This is a genomic window from Streptomyces minutiscleroticus (genome assembly GCF_014650875.1).
GTDB classification, from domain to species: domain Bacteria; phylum Actinomycetota; class Actinomycetes; order Streptomycetales; family Streptomycetaceae; genus Streptomyces; species Streptomyces minutiscleroticus.
In genome coordinates, this window is sequence record NZ_BMVU01000015.1 from 1 (window position 1) to 17791 (window position 17791).

A 17791-nucleotide genomic window follows, 5' to 3' on the forward strand; every position below is an offset into this window, starting at 1 on the left:
GGGCGCGCACGGTGGTGGAGTCGACGCTGACCAGGGACAGGTCCACCTCGTCCCGCCGGGCGGCCTGCGCGATCAGTCCCTCCAGCAGGGCCTGGAAGACACCCGCGTCGCGCCACTGCCTGAAGCGGTTGTGCACGGTGGGCCAGGCGCCGAACTCGGCCGGCATCTCCCGCCACTGCCCACCGGTCTTGAACCGCCAGATCACCCCCTCGAACTGCTGCCGCAACCGCTCGGGATACGGACCGAACCGGCCGATCGGCAGATACGACTCGATGAACTCCCACTCAGCGTCGCTCAATTGCACCTGCGTCATGACACCAGATCTACCGGCTCACGCCGTGCCGCGAGACCGGATCCCGCAGATTGATCACAACTGGATACGGTCCCTAGCGCGCCATCTCCTCCTCGAGGGCGGCGACGAAGCCGTCGACGTCGTCCTCGGTGGTGTCGAAGGAGCACATCCAGCGGACGTCCCCGGCCGCCTCGTCCCAGAAGTAGAAGCGGTAGCGCTTCTGCAGCCGCTCGGCCACGTCGTGCGGGAGCCGGGCGAAGACGGCATTGGCCTGGACCTCGTACAGGATCTCCACGCCATGGACCGCGCGGACGCCCTCGGCCAGGCGCCGGGCCATCTCGTTGGCGTGCCGCGCGTTGCGCAGCCACAGGTCCTTGGCCAGCAGCGCCTCCAGCTGCACGGAGACGAAGCGCATCTTGGAGGCGAGCTGCATCGACGTCTTGCGCAGGTGCTTCAGGTGCCGCACGGCGCCGGGGTTCAGCACGACGACCGCCTCGCCGGACATCGCGCCGTTCTTGGTGCCGCCGAAGGACAGGACGTCGACGCCGACCGCGTTGGTGAAGGCCCGCATCGGGACGTCCAGCGAGGCGGCCGCGTTGGCTATGCGGGCCCCGTCGAGGTGCACCGTCATACCGCGCTCGTGCGCGTGCTCGCAGATCGCGCGGATCTCGTCGGGCGTGTAGACCGTGCCGTACTCGGTGTTCTGGGTGATCGACACGACCTGCGGCATCGCACGGTGCTCGTCGTCCCAGCCGTACGCCTGCCGGTCGATCAGGTCGGGCGTGAGCTTGCCGTCCGGGGTGGGCACGGTGAGCAGCTTGATGCCGGCCACCTGCTCCGGCGCGCCGCCCTCGTCGGTGTTGATGTGCGCGCTCTCCGCGCAGATCACCGCGCCCCAGCGGTCGGTCAGCGCCTGCAGCGCCACGACGTTGGCGCCGGTGCCGTTGAAGACGGGGAACGCCTCGGCCGTCGCGCCGAAGTGGCTGCGCACGACCTGCTGCAGGTGCCCGGTGTAGTCGTCCTCGCCGTACGAGACCTGGTGGCCGCCGTTGGCCAGGGCCAGGGCGGCGAGGACCTCGGGGTGCACCCCCGCGTAGTTGTCGCTCGCGAAGCCGCGGACCTCCGGGTCGTGGTGACGCCGGGCGTCGGTCTTCGGTGGGTTCACGGCTTCTCGGTCAGCCACAGACGGGTTCCGTTCACTTCCGGGGCGGGCCGCTCCCAGACGCCGACGACGGCCTCGGCGAGGTCCGTGACGTCCGTGAAGCCCGCGAACTTCGCGTGGGGGCGCTCGGCGCGCATCGCGTCGTGCACCAACGCCTTCACCACCAGGATCGCAGCCGCGGCCCGCGGCCCGTCGTCGCCCCCGTCCTTGCGGAAGGCGTCGGCCAGGGCGAGCGTCCAGGCCTCGGCGGCGGCCTTGGCGGCGGCGTACGCGGCGTTGCCCGCGGTGGGCCTGCTCGCCCCGGCGGCGCTGACGAGCAGGTAGCGCCCCCGGTCGCTGCGCCGCAGCCCGTCGAAGAAGGCCAGCGAGGTGTGCTGGACGGTGCGCACCAGCAGCTTCTCCAGCAGGTCCCAGTCGGCGAGGTCGGTGCCGGCGAAGTCGCGGCCACCGCGCCAGCCGCCCACGAGGTGGACGAGTCCGTCGACGCGGCCGAGGTCCTCCTCGACGCGGGCCGCCCAGTCGCGGGTGGCCTTCGCGTCGAGCAGGTCGACCGTGTCACCGGTGACCGTGGCGCCGCCGTGGGCCTGGCGGGCCGCGTCCACGGCCTCCGCCAGCCGTTCGGCGTCGGCGTCCGCGCCGACCACGGTGGCGCCCGCCCCGGCCAGCCGCAGCAGCACCGCCCTCCCGGCCGGGCCGCCCGCGCCGGCCACCGCGATCACCGCGCCCGCGAGGGGGCCGTCGCCGCCGTCGTTCACCATGGTCGCCTCCCGGGCGTCGTCCGCACGGGCGCTCACGCGGCGCTCCGCGCGGTGATCCCCTTCGTGGAGGCGATCACACCCTTCAGCTTCTTGGCGAGCGCCTCGTAGAACATGCTGAGCGGGAACTCGTCCGGGAGCACGTCGTCCACGAGCTTGCGCGGCGGCAGCGTCAGGTCCAGGGCGTCCGGGCCCTTGGCCCAGCGGGAGCCCGGGTGCGGGGCGAGGTAGCGGGAGACCAGCTCGTAGCCGGCGAACCAGTGGACGAGCTTCGGGCGGTCGATGCCGTCGCGGTACAGCTTCTCGATCTCGCCGCAGAGCCGGTTGGTGACCTCGGGGGCGCGTTCCCAGTCGATGCGCAGGGTGTTGTCGGTCCAGCGGACCACGTCGTGCCGGTGGAGGTAGGCGAAGAGGAGCTGGCCGCCGAGCCCGTCGTAGTTGCGCACGCGCTCGCCGGTGACCGGGAAGCGGAACATCCGGTCGAAGAGCACCGCGTACTGCACGTCGCGCCCCTGCGGGACCCCGTCGGCCTCCAGGCGCACCGCCTCGCGGAAGGCGGTGAGGTCGCAGCGCAGCTCCTCCAGGCCGTACATCCAGAACGGCTGCCGCTGCTTGATCATGAACGGGTCGAAGGGCAGGTCGCCGTGGCTGTGGGTGCGGTCGTGGATCATGTCCCAGAGCACGAACGCCTGCTGGCAGCGGTCCTGGTCGCCGACCATCGCGCGGATGTCGTCGGGCAGGTCGACGCCGAGGAGGTCCACGGCGGCCGCGGTGACGCGGCGGAAGCGCGCGGCCTCGCGGTCGCAGAAGATGCCGCCCCAGGAGAACCGCTCCGGCGCCTCGCGCACGGCGACGGTCTCCGGGAAGAGGACGGCGGAGTTGGTGTCGTAGCCGGAGGTGAAGTCCTCGAAGGTGATGCCGCAGAACAGCGGGTTGTCGTAGCGGGTGCGCTCCAGCTCGGCCAGCCAGTGGGGCCAGACCATGCGCAGCACGACCGCCTCCAGATTGCGGTCGGGGTTGCCGTTCTGCGTGTACATCGGGAAGACGACCAGGTGCTGCAGGCCGTCCTCGCGGTGCGCGGCGGGCTGGAAGGCCAGCAGCGAGTCGAGGAAGTCGGGCACCGCGAAGCCCCCGTCCGCCCAGCGGGTCAGGTCCTCCACGAGCGCCCGGTGGTAGGCGGCGTCGTGCGGCAGCAGGGGCGACAGCCGCTCGACGGCGGCCACGGCCTCGCGCACGGCCTCCCGCACCTCGGCGGCGTCCGGGGCGCCCTCGGCCGCGAGATCGATCGAACCGTCCTTGGACTGCCATGGCCGGATCCGCTCCACGGCGTCCTTGAGCACGGGCCACGCCGGGTGCTCGATCACCCTGCTTCCGGGAGAAATCTGTTCCTCCGTGCGTGACTGCACAAGAATTTCCGTCATGACCCATCCTCCACGGGAGAACCTCGCGTGAGGACACCGTAGGCGTGACCGACTGCCGCCAGCAAGAGGAAGCACGGGAAATCATCCTGCCCATCTCCACTTGTGCCGGTGTTTTTCCTGTCACCCACCGGTTGGACGGTTGGATTCCCAACATCCTGGGTATCGAGCCGCCGCTCGGGTCCGCCCCGTCACGCCGCCCCCCGCGGCGCCCGGGGCCGGCGGCCCGGGGACGCCGGGTCAACGCCGGGCGGACTCGCCCACGGCGGAGTGATCCGCGCCGGTCGCACGCGGCGCGAACTCCCCGGCGCGAACGCGCCATTCGCCGGATCCGGACCGGTCCTGGGACGGAGCGGGGCCATTAGGCTGCGGGCTTGCCGCGCGGGTAAGGGACGGGTCGCGCGCGGCGAGCCGAGCCGCCGTCGACGGAAGCGGAGTCAGTCTTGAACTTCCTCACCATCGGTCATCGCGGAGTCATGGGTGTCGAACCCGAGAACACCCTGCGTTCCTTCGTCGCCGCCCAGCAGGCGGGCCTCGACGTGATCGAACTCGATCTGCACCTGAGCAAGGACGGCGCACTCGTGGTCATGCACGACGCCGTCGTGGACCGCACGACGGACGGCACGGGCCCCGTCGCCGAGAAGACCCTTGCCGAGCTGCGCGGTCTCGACGCGGGCCGGGGCGAGCGCGTCCCCGTCTTCGAGGAGGTCCTGGACGCCGTCGACGCGCCGCTCCAGGCCGAGATCAAGGACGTCACGGCGGCCCGCGCGCTGGCCGACGTCATGCACCGGCGGGACCTGGTCGGGCGCGTGGAGGTCCTCTCGTTCCACGACGCGGCGCTCGCCGAGATCGCGCGCCTGGTGCCGGGCGTGCGCACCGCGCTGGTCGCCAGCCGCTACGGCACGGATGTCGTCGAGCGCGCCACGGCGGTCGGCGCGGGCTCCCTGGTGCTCAACATCCGCAGGCTGACGATGGAGATCGTCGAGCACGCGCGCAAGGCCGACCTGCGGATCATCGGCTGGGTGGTCAACACGCAGGACCATCTGCGCCTGGTGCGCGCCCTGGGCCTGGACGGCGCCACCACGGACTACCCCGAGATCAAGCGCACGGGCCGCTTCACGGCCTGATCCGGGTCAGTCCGCCAGCTCCTTCACCAGCAGCTCGAACTCCAGGTCCGGGCGGAGCGGAACGCCGAAGCGCTCGTCGCCGTACGGGAAGGGCGACATCTGTCCCGTACGGCGGTAACCGCGCCGCTCGTACCAGGCGATCAGGTCCTCGCGGGCCGAGATCACCGTCATGTGCATCGCGCGCACGCCCCAGGTACGGCGGGCGGTCCGCTCCGCCTCCGCGATGATCGTCCTGCCCAGTCCCGCGCCCTGCAGGGCGGGGCTGACCGCGAACATCCCGAAGTAGGCGTGGTCGCCGCGGTGCTCCAGCTGGCAGCAGGCGACGATCGCGCCCCCGCGCTCGACCGTGAGCAGCCGGCTGTCCGGCGCCTCGACGACCGCGCGCACGCCTTCGGGGTCGGTCCGCTGCCCCTCCAGGATGTCCGCCTCGGTGGTCCAGCCCGCCCGGCTGGCCTCCCCGCGGTACGCCGACTCGATCAGCGCGACGAGCGCGTCCACGTCGGCCTCCGTGGCGTCGCGAAAGATCAGGTCGGTGGCGGCGGTCTCCATGGGCGTTCTCCGGTCTCGGCGCGGCTGGGTGCGCGCTGAGCCTAACCCGCGCCCCTGTGCCAGGGCCTGTCGTCGCACTTCCCTTCGTCCCCGGAGGGCGGGCCCTGCGGCGTCAGGTGCGTGCTCTCGGGGCGCCGGGTGTCGGCCCTCGTACCGGGACGTACTTGGGTCGTCGCCCGGTGCGGCGAGAGGGGGTGCATGGCGCCGCGGGGCGGAAGGGAGTCCGACGACAGGCACTAGTAGGGTGCGACCGCATGGTTCACGTACTGAGCAGCCGCGTCCTGCTGCGGCCCACCGATCCCGAGCGGTCCCGCGCCTTCTACGGCGAGCAGCTGGGACTCGCCGTCTACCGCGAGTTCGGCACCGGGCCCGAACGCGGCACCGTCTACTTCCTCGGCGGCGGCTTCCTGGAGGTCTCGGGCCGCGCGCAGGAGCCGCCGTCGCCCGCGGTGAGGCTGTGGATCCAGGTGGCGGACGCGCACGCGGCGCACGAGGAGCTGCTGGAGCGCGGGGTCACCGTGAAGCGGCCGCCGGTCAGGGAGCCGTGGGGGCTGGTCGAGATGTGGATCACCGACCCGGACGGCACGGAGATCGCCGTCGTGGAGGTGCCGGAGGACCACCCGCTGCGCTGCCGGCCCTGAGGCGGACGCGTGGGAAGCGGGGCCCGCCCCGTGCCTGTGCGGCGCACGGGGCGGGCCGGGACGGGCGTCGCCGCGTCAGGCGCGGCAGAGGCAGAAGGGGTGGCCCGCCGGGTCCGCGTACACGCGGAAGTCGCGCTCGCCGCCGTCGTCGTCCAGGTCGAGCGGCGTGGCGCCCAGGGCGAGCACCTCGGCCTGCGCGGCCTCGATGTCGGTCACGAGGAGGTCGAGGTGGGCCTGTTGCGAGTTCCGGTCGGCCCGCGGCCACTCCGGCGGGCGGTGGTCCGGGACGCGCTGGAAGGAGATGCGGTGGCCACCGGGCGCGTTCAGGTTGTACCACTCCTCGCCGTCGCCCTCCTTGACCTCTCCGCCCAGCACACCCGCGTAGAAGCGGGCCAGGGCCTCGGGGTCGGGGCAGTCCAGGACGGTGCAGCAGTACTCGGCGACGGGCATGTCCGGTCCTTTCGTCAGGTCAGACGCGGTGCGTTCAGAGGTTCTTCAGCTCGGGCAGGAGCTTGTGCTGCGCCCACTCGATGAAGGGCAGCTGGTGGTCGCCGCCGACCTGGACGAGGGCGATCTCCGTGAACCCGGCCTCCGCGTACGGGCGGACGGCCTCGACGAAGGTCTCGACGTCGTCGCCGCACGGGATGGACTCGGCGACGTCCTCGGGGCGGACGAACCGGGTGGCGGCGGCGAAGCCCTCCGGGTTGGGCAGCTCGGCGTTGACGGGCCAGCCGCCGGCGAACCAGCGGAACTGCTCGTGCGCGCGGGCGATCGCGGCGTCCCGGTCGGGGTCGTAGCAGACGGGGATCTGGCCCACCCGCGGCTTGCCGGCGCCGCCGTGCCGCTCGAAGGCCTCGATCAGCTCGCTCCTGGGCTCGGTGGCGATGACCAGGTCGGCCAGGCGGCCCGCGATCTCGCAGGAGGACGGCCCCGAGACGGCGATGCCGATGGGCGGGGCCTGCTCCGGCAGGTCGTACAGCTTGGCGTTCTCGACGTCGAAGTGCGCGCCGTGGTGGTTGACGCTCTTCCCGGAGAAGAGGTCGCGGATGATCTCCACGGCCTCCACCAGCATCTCCTGGCGGACGTGCGCGGCGGGCCAGCCCTCGCCGACCACGTGCTCGTTGAGGCGCTCGCCGGAGCCGAGGCCGAGCCGGAAGCGGCCCTGCGAGAGCAGTTGCACGGTGGCCGCCTTCTGCGCCACGACCGCCGGGTGGTAGCGGACCGTCGGGCAGGTCACGTACGTCATCAGCGGGATCGTGGAGGTGGCCTGCGCGGCGGCGCCGAGGACGCTCCACGCGTAGGGGGCGTGGCCCTGCTCGTCGAGCCAGGGGAAGTAGTGGTCGGAGGTGACGGAGAAGTCGAACCCGGCCCGCTCCGCGGCCACCACGTGCTCCACGAGCTCCCGGGGGCCCGCCTGTTCGGTCATCATCGTGTATCCGATTTGCGCCATGCGTCCCTTGTAGCCGCTCACCGGTGGGCAAAACGTGCACGGCGGACCACGCCGGTCGCACGGGTGCCCCCTGCACGCGGCTCCACTCCTCCGGGACGCGCGGGACCCCGGGCCCGACCGCAGCCGGCCGGCCGGCTCACGCGAGGAGCTCGCGCACGGCCTCCTCGACGGCCCCCTGGGTCGCGGGGTGGCCGAACTGCGCGCCCTCCCCCAGCCGGTGGAGGGTGTCGTCGATGGTGACGCCCTCCTCGAAGAGTTCGACGACCTTGGGGTTGATGTAGGAGGCGCGGCACACCGCCGGGGTGTTGCCGAGGTAGTGGCTGACCTCGCGGACCACGCGGGCCACGGCCCGCTTCCTGGCCGCCTGGGACTCGCCCGCCATCCGCGCGGACACCGCCAGGCCCACCGCGGCCAGCACGGTGGCGTGCCAGGTCCGGAAGTCCTTGGCGGTGATCTCGACGCCGGACAGCCGGCGCAGGCAGTCGTTCAGGTCCTCGCTGTGCACCTCGTGCCAGCGCTGCCCCTCCCAGTACTCGAAGAGCCGGTCGCCGCCGCCCCGGCGGCGCACCAGCGCCCGCACGGTGGCGAACGCCGCCTCGTCGACCAGGGCCCGCGACTGCTGCTTGCCGTGCTTGGCCGGGTAGTCGAAGCTCAGCTCCCCCCGCCCGCAGGTCACGTGCTCGCGCAACATCGTCACCAGTCCGTAGGTCTGGTTGTCGCGCGCGTAGCTCTCGCTGCCGATGCGGAAGAAACCCAGGTCCAGCAGGCGTACGGCGCAGGCCAGGACGCGGTCCCGGGTCAGGCCGCGCCCGTCCAGGTCGGCGGCGACCCGCTCGCGCAGGACGGGCAGGGCCGCGGCCACCTCGCGCACGTGCTCGTGCTTGGCCGCCTCCTGCTGGGCGCGGAAGACCTCGTGGTAGAGGTACTGGCAACGGCCCGCGGCGTCCTTGCCGGTCGCCTGCAGATGGCCGTTGGGCCAGGGGCAGATCCATACGTCCGTCCAGGCGGGCGGGATGACCAGGGCCTTCAGCCGCGCGAGCTGCTCGCTGTCGGTGACGGTCCGGCCGTCCGCGTCGAGATAGCGAAAGCCGCGGCCGTGCCGCACGCGCCGGAGTCCGGGTTTGCGGGGATCACTGGTTCGCAGCCGCACGGAGACCTCCTTCCGCCGCCGGGTCGTCGATGATCGGCGGTTCTCACTCAAGGGGCCGAGTTCCAAAAGCCGCACAAGTGGAACCTCGTTTCCCATGGGGAACACCAAGACCGCTCTGATCATCGTGGACATGATCAACACCTATGACCACCCGGACGCCGAGCACCTGATCCCGTCGGTGCGCGAGGCCCTGCCCTCGGTGGTGCACCTGATGGAGAACGCCCGCAAGGCGGGGATCCCGGTGATCTACGTCAACGACAACTTCGGGCAGTGGCGCTCGCACCACGGCGAGATCCTGGAGAAGGCCCTGTCCGGATCCCGTCCCGAACTGGTGGAGCCCGTGGCGCCCGACGACGAGTCGATGTTCGTCGTGAAGGCGCGGCACTCGATCTTCTTCGAGACCCCGCTCACCTATCTCCTCGCCCAGCTGGAGATCGGTCACGTCGTCCTGTGCGGCCAGGTCACCGAGCAGTGCATCCTCTACTCGGCGCTGGACGCCCACATCCGGCACCTCGACGTCACGATCCCCAGGGACGCGGTGGCCCACATCCACGCCGACCTGGCGGACGCCGCGCTGCGGATGATGGAGCGCAACATGGGGGCCGAGATCGTCGCCTCGGACGAGGTGCGGTTCCAGGAGGAGCAGAACTCCTAGGCGCGCCTGCGGACAGCCCCGGACGGGCGCCTGCGGACAGCCCTGGACGGCGTACCCCTCGCACGGTGCGAGGGGTACGCCGTCCTCGTATTCGGCGCCCGGTGCCCGGCGCGGGCGGCGCGGCGCCGTGCGGCCGCGGGCCGCGCGCGTCCGCCTCAGGTGTGGCCGGGGCCGCCGCTGCCGAAGCCGCCGCTGCTGTTGCGGTTCCACTTGAGCGGCGTCTGGTCCGCGGCGCGGCGCGTGGACCTGTTGCCCGAGGCGGGCATCTCGTGCGGGGTGAGACAGCCGCCGTCGGTCGGCATCTCGTCCGCCTCGCGCATCTCGATCTCCTCCACGACGGGTCCGCCCTCGGGCAGCTTCGGCTGCTCCTCCGGGGTCGGCGTCGCGGGCTCCCGCCTGCGCACCCGCATGCCCAGCCAGAACGCGCCCAGCAGCACCAGGACGACCACGAGTCCCAGGAAGAAGGGGACGGCCCCGCCCATCACGCCCTGCAGTGCGGCCAATTCCATGCCGATGGTGTTCATGGGCGCCGAGTACCCCATGAGGCTTCCCGAAACTAACAAAATGCCACAAAATGGGTGATTTAACATCACGCTTCCCGCAGGCCCGCCTCACCACGATGTGGTGCGCGGTATAGCAGCCGTTCACCTGGGTACTGGCCCGGAATGCGGATGGGTGTACTCGACGTGGGGTCCAACACGGTACGTCTGGTGATCGCCGAGACGGACGGTTCCGTTCCCTTGCCCCTGCACACCGCCAAGCGGCGGCTGCGGCTGTCCCGGTACGTCGACCGCGGCGGCGAGCTGCCCACGGAGCAGGTGGAGCGGCTCGCCGCCGCGGTGGAGGACGCGCGCCGGGAGGCCGCGCGCTGGGGTGTGCGGCGTCCTTTCGCGTTCGCGACGGCCATCGTGCGCGACGCTCCGAACCGGCAGGAGGTCCTGCGCGAGGTCGAGGTGCGCACCGGCGTCCCGCTGCACGTGCTGCCCGGCGAGGTGGACGCGGAACTGACGTTCCTCGCCGCACGGCGCTGGATGGGCTGGCGGGCGGGCCCCATGGCGATGCTGGACATCGGCGGCGGCTGCTTCGAGGTGGCCTTCGGCCGCACCCGGCTGCCCGACCTCGCCCTCTCGCTGCCGCTCGGCGCCGGCCACCTCACCCGCGAGTACTTCCACGACCAGGACCCGCCCTCGCAGGAGCGGATCAAGGCGCTGCGCCGCCACGTGCGCCACCAGCTGCGGGACGTCGCGGCCCGGATCCGCTGGGAGTCCCCGCGTACGACGGTGGCGACCTCGCGGGTGTTCCAGCAGCTGGCACGGCTGTGCGGTGCGGCGCCGGGACGCGAGGGGCCGTTCGCGCCGCGCGCCATGACCCGCTCCGACCTGCGCCGGGCCGTCGACCGGCTGGCGGCGCTGCCCGCGGCCGAGCGCTCCTCCCTGCCCGGCATCTCCCCGGCCCGGGCCGCCTCCTCGCTCGCCGGGGCGATCGTCGCGCACACCTCCATGAAGCTGATGGACATCGACGAGGTGACCGTCTGCCCCTGGGGGCTGCGCGAGGGCATCCTGCTGCGCTGCGCCGAGGAGGGCAGCACCGACTGGTGGGACGAGGCGTTCCCGTCCGCGGCGCCGGTCGCCGGGCCGGCCCCGGCACCGGCCCGGACGCCGTCCCCGGCGCAGCCGCGCCTGCTGCACCCGGTGGGCCCCGTCGGCAACCATCCGCTCCTGAGCTGACCGACGGCGCGGCGGGCGCCGGGGCGCCCGCCGCGTCCCGCTCCCCCGGGCTCAGGCCCGCGCCACGCCCAGCCGCCCCTCCAGCTGGACGAGCAGGTCCCCCAGCAGCGCGGCGAGGTCGTCCCGCCCCGCGCCGCCGAGACCTTCCAGTACGGCCGTCTCGTAGGCCAGCTGCTCGGGCAGGATCGCGTCCACGAGGTCGCGCCCCGCGTCGGTGAGCCGGACGTGGGCGACGCGCCGGTCGCGGGTGTCGCCGCGCCGCTCGGCCAGCCCCCGCTCGGTGAGCTGCTTGAGCCGCTTGGTGACCGCCGCTCCCGAGGAGAAGGTCTCGCGGGCCAGGTCGCCGGGGGTCAGCTCGTGGCCGGTCCGGCGCAGGGCGCCCAGCAGGTCGAACTCGGCGCGGGTCAGCCCGGCGCGGCGCAGCGGGGCGTCCTCGGCCTGCTGCAGCAGCGCGGCGCAGCGGTTGATGCGGCCGATGATCTCCATCGGGGCGGTGTCGAGTTCGGGGTGGACGGACCGCCACTGCCGTACGACCGCGGCGACCGTGTCCCCGCGGGCGGCCGCCCGCCCGGTCGCGCCGTCCGCCGCGCCCGCCGCCGTCCGCCCGTTCGCTGCCGTCATGCCGGTGTGCCCTCCGAGGTGCGTGGTCCCTGCTGCCGTCGTACCGTCGCCGCGAGCGTACGGTGTCCGGACTGCTCGGCGGCGACGACCCGCTCCTGCGGCAGGGCGCGCTGCCACCACTCGCCCGCCGCGGCGTCGACGGTGGCGCGCAGGTCGACCAGGGCGGCGGTCAGAGCGCGGCGGGCGGACTCCAGGGCGCCGGGCTCGGGGTGCCGCGCGGCCAGGACGCGCGCGGCCCGCTCGCGCGCCCGCTCCACGGTGTCGAGGGCCGCCCCGACCCGGTCGCCGGCGCGCCGGTTGGTGACGGCGACGGCCGCGACGAAGCCGACCAGCGCCCCGACGAGGGTGTCGACGACGCGGTCGGCCATCAGCCCGCCCGGCTCCGTGTAGCCGGTGAACTCCGTGATCAGCAGGGCCATCGGGGTCACGCAGACGCTGCCGAGCCAGTAGTTGCGGGCGATCAGCGCCTCGGCGCCGAAGTTGAAGGCGACGCAGCACAGCACGAGGGCCGCCTGGCCGAGGTGGGCGAGCGGCGCGACCGCCGCGAAGAGCAGGACGCCGAGCACGTTGCCGACGACGCGCTGCACGGCGCGGCTCCAGGTCGAGGCGATGTTGGCCTGGTAGAGCGAGGCGGCGGTGACCAGCGCCCAGTACGGGCGGCCGACGCCGAGCGCGAGCGAGGCCCAGCCGGCCAGCGCGCAGCCGAGCGCGGTGCGCAGGGCGAGGGGCCACAGCGGGCCGAGCCTGCGGAGCAGCGGCGTGCGCGGTTCTGCCAGCTCGGCCTCGACGCCGAGCAGCTCGTCGTCCGCGGGCAGCGGCGCGACGGCCGGGACGGGGCCGTTGCCGCGCAGGTCGCGGGCCCAGGTGCGCAGGAGTGCGTGATCGGTGTCGGTGGGCGCGGCGAGCGCGACCTCGGCGCGGACGACGAGCCGTTCGAGGGCCCGGCGCGGCTCCGAGCGGGCGCCGGTGGCCAGCAGGGTCTGCCAGGCGGCGTGCACGGCGGCGGCCGCGGCGGCGCGGGCGGCCTCGTGCCCCTCCTCCGTGCCGCGCGTGCGCGCGTACGCGGCGGCGGCGTGCAGGGCGCGGGCGGTCGCCCGGCGCTCCGGGCCGTGCGGGCGCACCAGTCCCGGCGCCATGCCGACGAGCCACGCCCACACGCCCGCCGCGGCGGCCAGGCCGAGGTGCGCGGGCACCTGGCCGAGCGTCTGCGGCACGAAGAGGGAGGCGGAGCTGATGAACGCGAAGATCACCGGTCCGGGCGGGCCGATCCGGGTCGCGTCCGTGAGCGTCTTCTGCGCGGCGGCGAGGAGCGCGCCGACCAGGACCAGGACCGCGGCGGAGTCCGTGAGCGACGCCGTGACCAGCGCGACGGCGACTCCGGAGAGCATGCCGAGCACGACCCAGGCCAGGGCGCGGGCCCGGGCGGCGTAGGGCAGCTGGTGGGCGTAGAGGGCGCAGAGCGAGCCCGCCATCGTGTACATCGCGAGGTCGAGGCGGCCGAGCGCCATGAGCGTCAGGTTCGGCGGGAGGACCGCGACGACCACGCTCAGCGCGGGCTTGAACCAGATGTCGGACGGGCGGCCGAGGCGCAGTACGCGGGAGAGTGGCGGCAGGGGGCGCGCCCCGGGTGATCTGCGGTCTCGACGGGTTCGGGGGGAAGGCGGCGTACTGCTCATATCGGTAAAGTTTAGCAGGTGTTTTACTCGTGAAATAACCGCGCGACGCTCTCCTCGCTCCCCGCACGCTCCCCGAGTACCCCCGTGCGCTCGCTTGCGCGCCGATCCGCTCGGGCATGCCCAGTCCGGATCCGGTACGCCGGACGTCGATCGAGGAGGTGGGCGGTGCACGGACCGGCTTCGTCCGGCTGGCTGCTCGTCGCGCTGTGCGCGCTGACCGGGGCCTACTGCCTGCTGCGGCTGCGCAGCAGCGTGGCGGAGCAGCGCCGCACGGCGGGCGCCGAGGCGGTCATGGGGTTCGGCATGGCGGCCATGGCCGTGCCCGCCGCGGTCCTGGCGCCGCCGCGCTGGGCCTGGGCCCTGTGCGCGGCCGTCTTCGCCGCGGCGGCGCTGCGCTCCCTGTGGACGGTGCGCGCCGATCCGCGGCACCACCTGCACCACCTCGTGGGCTCCCTCGCCATGGTCCACATGGCGGTGCCGATGGCCACCGGCACCCACACCGGAAGCGCGCCGCTGACGGGCGCGCTGCTGCTCTACTTCGCCGGGTACGTCCTGTGGTCCGGGACCCGGCTGGTGCCGGCCGCCGTCGCGGCCGGGGCGGACGGAGGCACCCCGGCGGCCGGCTGGGGCGACCGCCCGGAGCTGGCGCAGGCCTGCCGGCTGTCCATGGGCATCGCGATGGTCGCGATGCTGCTCACTCTCTGAGGTGTCCGGGGCGGGGACCCGGCCGGGAACCGGCGACCGGCCGGCCCGGGTGAGCACCGGCCCGGCGGAGGGGCGTACGAAACCGTGGTCTGCGTCACTTTGCCGCCGCGGCCCGTTCGCCGCGCGGTGCGTGGCTCATAGGCTGCTCCCATGATGGTCCCCGCAGCGCTGCTGCTGCTCGGTGCCCTGGTCGCCTTCGCCGCTCCGCGGCTGCTCTCCCGTGCGGACTGGCCGGACCGTGAACCGGTGGTCGCCCTGTGGGTGTGGCAGTGCGCGGTGGCGGCCGTCCTGCTGTGCTGCGCCCTGTCGATGACGCTCAGCGCGGCCGCCGCCTGGCAGGCGGTACGGGGCCACGTCTTCGCGCCCGCGCCGCACGGCGTGGTGGACGCCTACGCGCTCGCGGGCTCGGGACCGTGGGCCGCGGCCACCGCCGTGGCGCTCGCCTGCGGCGGCCTGTGGACCGGCGCGATGCTGCTGCGGGAGATCGTCAGGGCCCGGGTGCGGCGCGGGCGGCGGCGGGCCGAACTGCTCGTGCGCGCGCCGCTGTTGCCCGGCGAGGAGCCCGGCGGCGGCCGGCTCGTCGTCCTGGAGGGCGACCGCCCCGACGCCTGGTGGCTGCCCGGCCCCTCGCCCCGGCTCGTCGTCACCACCGCCGCGCTGCGCCGCCTGGACGGCCGCCAGCTGGACGCGGTGCTCGCCCACGAGAAGGGGCACGCACGGGCCCGCCACGACTGGCTGCTGCACTGCTCGGCCGCGCTGGCCAACGGCTTCCCGCAGGTGCCGGTCTTCGCCGCGTTCCGCGACGAGATGCACCGCCTGGTCGAACTCGCCGCCGACGACATGGCCTCCCGCCGCTTCGGCCGCCTGACGACCGCGCTGGCCCTGGTCGAACTCAACGAGGACCGGGGCGTGTTCGGCCCCTGCCCCACCCCGCGGGCCCTCGTCGGACAGCGGGTCGACCGGCTGCTCACTCCCCCGGACCGCCTCACGGCCGCCCGCCGCCTGCGGCTCACCGCGGCCGCCGCGCTGGTGCCGGTCGTCCCGCTGCTCGTGACGTTCGTACCCGCACTGCGCGCGCTGGGCTAGGGCCGGCGCCGGACCCGGCACAGGGGAAGCGCGCCGCGTGAGGCGTGCGGCCGTCCCGTTCACCCGGCGTCCACCCGCTCGTGTTCGTTTCGTTCCCCCGGGTTGGGCGAGGATCGTCGTATGCACTCGTCACGCGTGGACGCCCCGCCCCTCGGCCGACGGCCCGGCCCCGGTACCGCCGTGCGCGCCTCGGCGGCCCTCGGCGCCTGTTCCCTCCTGCTGCTCGTCCTGGTGGTGCTCCCCTGGGAGCCGCTGATCGCCCTCGACGGCGACATCGCGCGCACCACGCACCGCTGGGCGGTCGAGGAGTCCGGCGTCACCCAGGTCTTCCGCGTCCTCACCGACTGGGTGTGGGACCCCTGGACGATGCGCGCGCTGTGCGCCGTGGCGGCGGTGTGGCTGGTGTGGCGGCACACCGCCTGGTGGCTCGCGCTGTGGGTGGCGGCCACCTGTCTGCTCGGCTCGGCCCTCCAGCAGGTGCTGAAGGCGGCGGTCGGCCGGGAGCGCCCGGTGTGGCCGGACCCGGTGGACTCCGCGCACTTCGCGGCGTTCCCCTCGGGCCACGCGATGACCGCCGCACTGGCCGGCGGCCTCCTGGTCTGGATCGTGCGCCTGCACTCGTCCGTCCGGGCCCTGCGCGCCGCCGTGCGGGTACTGGCGGTGGTGTCGGCCCTCGGCGTCGGCCTCACCCGGGTCTGGCTGGGCGTCCACTGGCCCACGGACGTGCTCGGCGGCTGGCTGCTCGGGGGGCTGATGGTGGCCCTGGCCGTGCTCACGTACCACCGGTGGGGTCCGTCCCGCCCGTCCGCCGCGCAGGGCTGAGACGCCCCGCCGGCCCCGCGCGCACCGGCCCGCCGATCGCGCCGAACCGGCGGCGCGCCCTCCGGTGGTCCCGCTAGGGTCCCCCTGTGATCGCCGTACTGTTCGATTTCTCCGAGACGCTCTTCCGCGTCGAGTCCACCGAGTCCTGGCTGCGGGCCGCGCTCGGCGAGACCGGCGTCGCCCTGGCGGAGGAGGAGGTGCTGCGGGCCGCCGGCGCGCTGGAGGCGGTCGGCGCCCTGCCGGGCGGGTCCTTCCCGACCCGGCGGCTGCCCGAGGAGGTCGCCGCCGTGTGGGGCGTCCGCGACCGGAGCGCCGAGCTGCACCGGGCCGCCTACACGGGCCTGTCGCGCCAGGTGGAACTGCCCGATCCCCGGCTGCACGACGCGCTGTACGAGCGGCACATGACGCCGGCCGCCTGGCGCCCCTACCCGGACGCGGCCGAGGTGCTCGCGACCCTGCGGGAGCGCGGCACGGCGATCGGCGTGGTGAGCAACATCGGCTGGGATTTGCGGCCCGTCTTCCGCGAGCACAGCCTGGACCGGTACGTCGACACGTACGTCCTGTCGTACGAGCACGGGACGCAGAAGCCGGACGCCCGCCTCTTCGCGGCCGCCTGCGACGCGCTGGGCGCCGATCCGCGCCGGACGCTGATGGTGGGCGACGACCGGCGGGCGGACGGCGGCGCCGCCGTGCTGGGCTGCGGGGTGCACTTCGTCGACCACCTGCCGGTGGCGGACCGGCCCGACGGTCTGCGGCCGGTCCTCGACCTGGTCGGCTGAGCGCGCGCCCTCAGCGGCGGGCGCGGGCCCGGGCGGTCACTGCTTGTAGTTCTCGACCTGCGAGACCGGGCGGGCGCTCTCGGTGTCGGGGTCCACGCCGAACTCGGACGCCGCGCGCCGCCTGCGCAGCAGGTCCCAGAACTGGTCGAGCCGGCGCTCCAGCTCCGTGAGCCGTTCGTGCTCGGTGGTGCCGTCGATCTTCCCCGCGGCCCGCGCCTCGCGCAGCTCGCGCTCCTCCTCGACCATCGCCGAGATGTCGGTCAGGATCTGGTCTTCGTCCATGTCCGTAGGCCTCCTCGGCCCCACTCTAAGGAGGCCGGCGCGGTGCTGCGACAGATACGCCCGCGGAACAGGACGGTGGCCGCCCGCCCCGGACGATCCCCCGCGTCGCCCGGGACGGGCGGCAGTCCGGACGCTCACCCGGCAGGGGGCGTTCCGGTTGCGCTGAGTATAGTTGGCTGGCAGCCAGTCAACGCAGGAGTTACAGGATGTCCCCCCGAAGCGCCTCGGTCAATGAAGAGTTGCGGCGGCGCTCCCGGGAGCGGCTCCTGCAGGCGGCGTTGGAGCTGGTCGGAGAGCGGGGGTACGAGGCCACGACCCTCGCGGACATCGCCGACCGGGCGGGTTCCGCACGGGGCCTGGTGTCGTACTACTTCCCGGGCAAGCGGCAGTTGCTCCAGTCGGCGGTGCACCGGTTGATGCACCGCACTCTGGAGGAGGCGCTCGAACGCGAGCCGCGCACCGACGACGGGCGGGAGCGGATGGCGCGGGCCATCGACGCGATCCTCGGGCTCGCCCGGGACCATCCGGTGCTGATGCGCCAGCACATGGCGGGCATCCTGCAGGCCGAGGGGTTCGTGCAGTGCGCGGAGCAGCAGCGGCTGGCGGAGCTGCTGAGCGAGACCGTGGCCCGCTACGGCGCGGCGGACGCAGCCGACTACCCGATGCTGCGGGCGCTGCTGATGGGCTCCGTCTACGCCGCCCTGGTGCCGGGCGTGCCCATGCCGCTGCCGGTGCTGCGCGCCGAGTTGTTCAGGCGCTACCGGCTGGAGTGGGGGATGGGGGTCCCGCCGGACGCCCGTGAGGCGCCCGGCGGGACGGCGGACGGCCGTGATCTGTCGCGGTTCTTCGCGACGGAGAGCCGTGCCGCCGGTGAGACGGTTCGGTCGAAGTAGT

21 protein-coding genes are annotated in these 17791 nt (G+C 73.9%); 9 read left to right on the forward strand and 12 right to left on the reverse strand.

The window, feature by feature from the left end:
• From IE271_RS16820 to IE271_RS16835, 4 genes are all read right to left on the reverse strand, one after another.
• Nucleotides 1–313: transposase (locus tag IE271_RS16820; protein WP_190191134.1), on the reverse strand; the 313-nt coding region annotated here is incomplete at its 3' end.
• Between the two features lie 73 nt (nt 314–386).
• Nucleotides 387–1457 (reverse strand): threonine aldolase family protein, encoded by a 1071-nt coding sequence (locus IE271_RS16825; protein WP_190191135.1) that lies wholly within the window; start codon nt 1455–1457, stop codon nt 387–389.
• The gene (locus tag IE271_RS16830; RefSeq protein ID WP_190191269.1) at nt 1454–2212 is read right to left on the reverse strand and encodes an SDR family NAD(P)-dependent oxidoreductase; all 759 of its coding nucleotides are present in this window, start codon (nt 2210–2212) and stop codon (nt 1454–1456) included. The genes IE271_RS16825 and IE271_RS16830 overlap by 4 nt, the downstream gene beginning before the upstream one ends.
• Before the next feature lie 32 nt (nt 2213–2244).
• Nucleotides 2245–3630: a DUF6421 family protein gene (locus tag IE271_RS16835; protein WP_190191136.1), complete on the reverse strand. Its 1386-nt coding sequence runs from the start codon at nt 3628–3630 to the stop codon at nt 2245–2247.
• Between the two features lie 440 nt (nt 3631–4070).
• Here IE271_RS16835 and IE271_RS16840 point away from each other — a divergent pair, with 440 nt between their 5' ends.
• Entirely contained in the window at nt 4071–4754 is a 684-nt protein-coding gene (locus IE271_RS16840) for a glycerophosphodiester phosphodiesterase (RefSeq protein ID WP_190191137.1), read from the forward strand.
• 6 nt (nt 4755–4760) lie between these two features.
• Here IE271_RS16840 and IE271_RS16845 read toward each other — a convergent pair whose 3' ends face one another.
• Complete coding sequence (locus IE271_RS16845) at nt 4761–5303, reverse strand: GNAT family N-acetyltransferase (RefSeq protein ID WP_190191138.1); 543 nt, start codon at nt 5301–5303, stop codon at nt 4761–4763.
• Nucleotides 5304–5557: 254 nt separating this feature from the next.
• On the opposite strand from IE271_RS16845, the gene IE271_RS16850 reads away from it, so the two are divergent.
• On the forward strand, nt 5558–5944 hold the full coding sequence (locus IE271_RS16850; protein WP_190191139.1) for a VOC family protein: 387 nt from the start codon (nt 5558–5560) through the stop codon (nt 5942–5944).
• Between the two features lie 75 nt (nt 5945–6019).
• On the opposite strand, the gene IE271_RS16855 is transcribed toward IE271_RS16850, so the two are convergent.
• The 3 genes from IE271_RS16855 to IE271_RS16865 form a co-directional block, all read right to left on the reverse strand.
• Nucleotides 6020–6394: a VOC family protein gene (locus IE271_RS16855; protein ID WP_190191140.1), complete on the reverse strand. Its 375-nt coding sequence runs from the start codon at nt 6392–6394 to the stop codon at nt 6020–6022.
• Between the two features lie 34 nt (nt 6395–6428).
• A complete protein-coding gene (locus tag IE271_RS16860; RefSeq protein WP_190191141.1) occupies nt 6429–7394 on the reverse strand; it encodes an LLM class F420-dependent oxidoreductase in 966 nt (321 codons plus the stop codon).
• Between the two features lie 136 nt (nt 7395–7530).
• Nucleotides 7531–8544 carry a DNA topoisomerase IB gene (locus tag IE271_RS16865; RefSeq protein WP_190191142.1) on the reverse strand — a complete coding sequence of 338 codons (1014 nt, stop codon included), beginning with the start codon at nt 8542–8544 and terminating at the stop codon, nt 7531–7533.
• A gap of 94 nt (nt 8545–8638) precedes the next feature.
• On the opposite strand from IE271_RS16865, the gene IE271_RS16870 reads away from it, so the two are divergent.
• Nucleotides 8639–9199 (forward strand): cysteine hydrolase family protein, encoded by a 561-nt coding sequence (locus IE271_RS16870; protein ID WP_190191143.1) that lies wholly within the window; start codon nt 8639–8641, stop codon nt 9197–9199.
• 155 nt (nt 9200–9354) lie between these two features.
• On the opposite strand, the gene IE271_RS16875 is transcribed toward IE271_RS16870, so the two are convergent.
• Nucleotides 9355–9723: a DUF6479 family protein gene (locus tag IE271_RS16875; RefSeq protein ID WP_190191144.1), complete on the reverse strand. Its 369-nt coding sequence runs from the start codon at nt 9721–9723 to the stop codon at nt 9355–9357.
• A gap of 141 nt (nt 9724–9864) precedes the next feature.
• Between IE271_RS16875 and IE271_RS16880 the strand changes: the two genes are divergently transcribed.
• Nucleotides 9865–10926, forward strand: a complete 1062-nt coding sequence (locus tag IE271_RS16880; RefSeq protein WP_190191145.1) for a Ppx/GppA family phosphatase — start codon at nt 9865–9867, stop codon at nt 10924–10926.
• 51 nt (nt 10927–10977) lie between these two features.
• Here the strand turns inward: IE271_RS16880 and IE271_RS16885 are convergent, their stop codons facing one another.
• Together IE271_RS16885 and IE271_RS16890 are read right to left on the reverse strand one after the other, a co-directional pair.
• Nucleotides 10978–11547 (reverse strand): MarR family winged helix-turn-helix transcriptional regulator, encoded by a 570-nt coding sequence (locus IE271_RS16885; RefSeq protein WP_190191146.1) that lies wholly within the window; start codon nt 11545–11547, stop codon nt 10978–10980.
• Nucleotides 11544–13223, reverse strand: coding sequence for an FUSC family protein (locus IE271_RS16890; protein ID WP_190191147.1), 1680 nt, complete (start codon nt 13221–13223; stop codon nt 11544–11546). Before IE271_RS16890 ends, IE271_RS16885 begins: the two co-directional genes overlap by 4 nt.
• Before the next feature lie 165 nt (nt 13224–13388).
• Here IE271_RS16890 and IE271_RS16895 point away from each other — a divergent pair, with 165 nt between their 5' ends.
• From IE271_RS16895 to IE271_RS16910, 4 genes are all read left to right on the forward strand, one after another.
• Nucleotides 13389–13928 (forward strand): DUF5134 domain-containing protein, encoded by a 540-nt coding sequence (locus IE271_RS16895; RefSeq protein WP_190191148.1) that lies wholly within the window; start codon nt 13389–13391, stop codon nt 13926–13928.
• A gap of 150 nt (nt 13929–14078) precedes the next feature.
• Complete coding sequence (locus IE271_RS16900; protein WP_190191149.1) at nt 14079–15014, forward strand: M56 family metallopeptidase; 936 nt, start codon at nt 14079–14081, stop codon at nt 15012–15014.
• Nucleotides 15015–15134: 120 nt separating this feature from the next.
• Nucleotides 15135–15836: a phosphatase PAP2 family protein gene (locus IE271_RS16905; protein WP_190191150.1), complete on the forward strand. Its 702-nt coding sequence runs from the start codon at nt 15135–15137 to the stop codon at nt 15834–15836.
• Between the two features lie 86 nt (nt 15837–15922).
• On the forward strand, nt 15923–16615 hold the full coding sequence (locus IE271_RS16910) for an HAD family hydrolase (protein WP_190191151.1): 693 nt from the start codon (nt 15923–15925) through the stop codon (nt 16613–16615).
• A 36-nt stretch (nt 16616–16651) separates the two neighbouring features.
• Here IE271_RS16910 and IE271_RS16915 read toward each other — a convergent pair whose 3' ends face one another.
• Nucleotides 16652–16897, reverse strand: coding sequence for a DUF2630 family protein (locus IE271_RS16915; RefSeq protein WP_190191152.1), 246 nt, complete (start codon nt 16895–16897; stop codon nt 16652–16654).
• Nucleotides 16898–17103: 206 nt separating this feature from the next.
• Here IE271_RS16915 and IE271_RS16920 point away from each other — a divergent pair, with 206 nt between their 5' ends.
• Entirely contained in the window at nt 17104–17790 is a 687-nt protein-coding gene (locus tag IE271_RS16920; protein WP_190191153.1) for a TetR/AcrR family transcriptional regulator, read from the forward strand.
• Nucleotide 17791 lies beyond the last annotated feature (1 nt).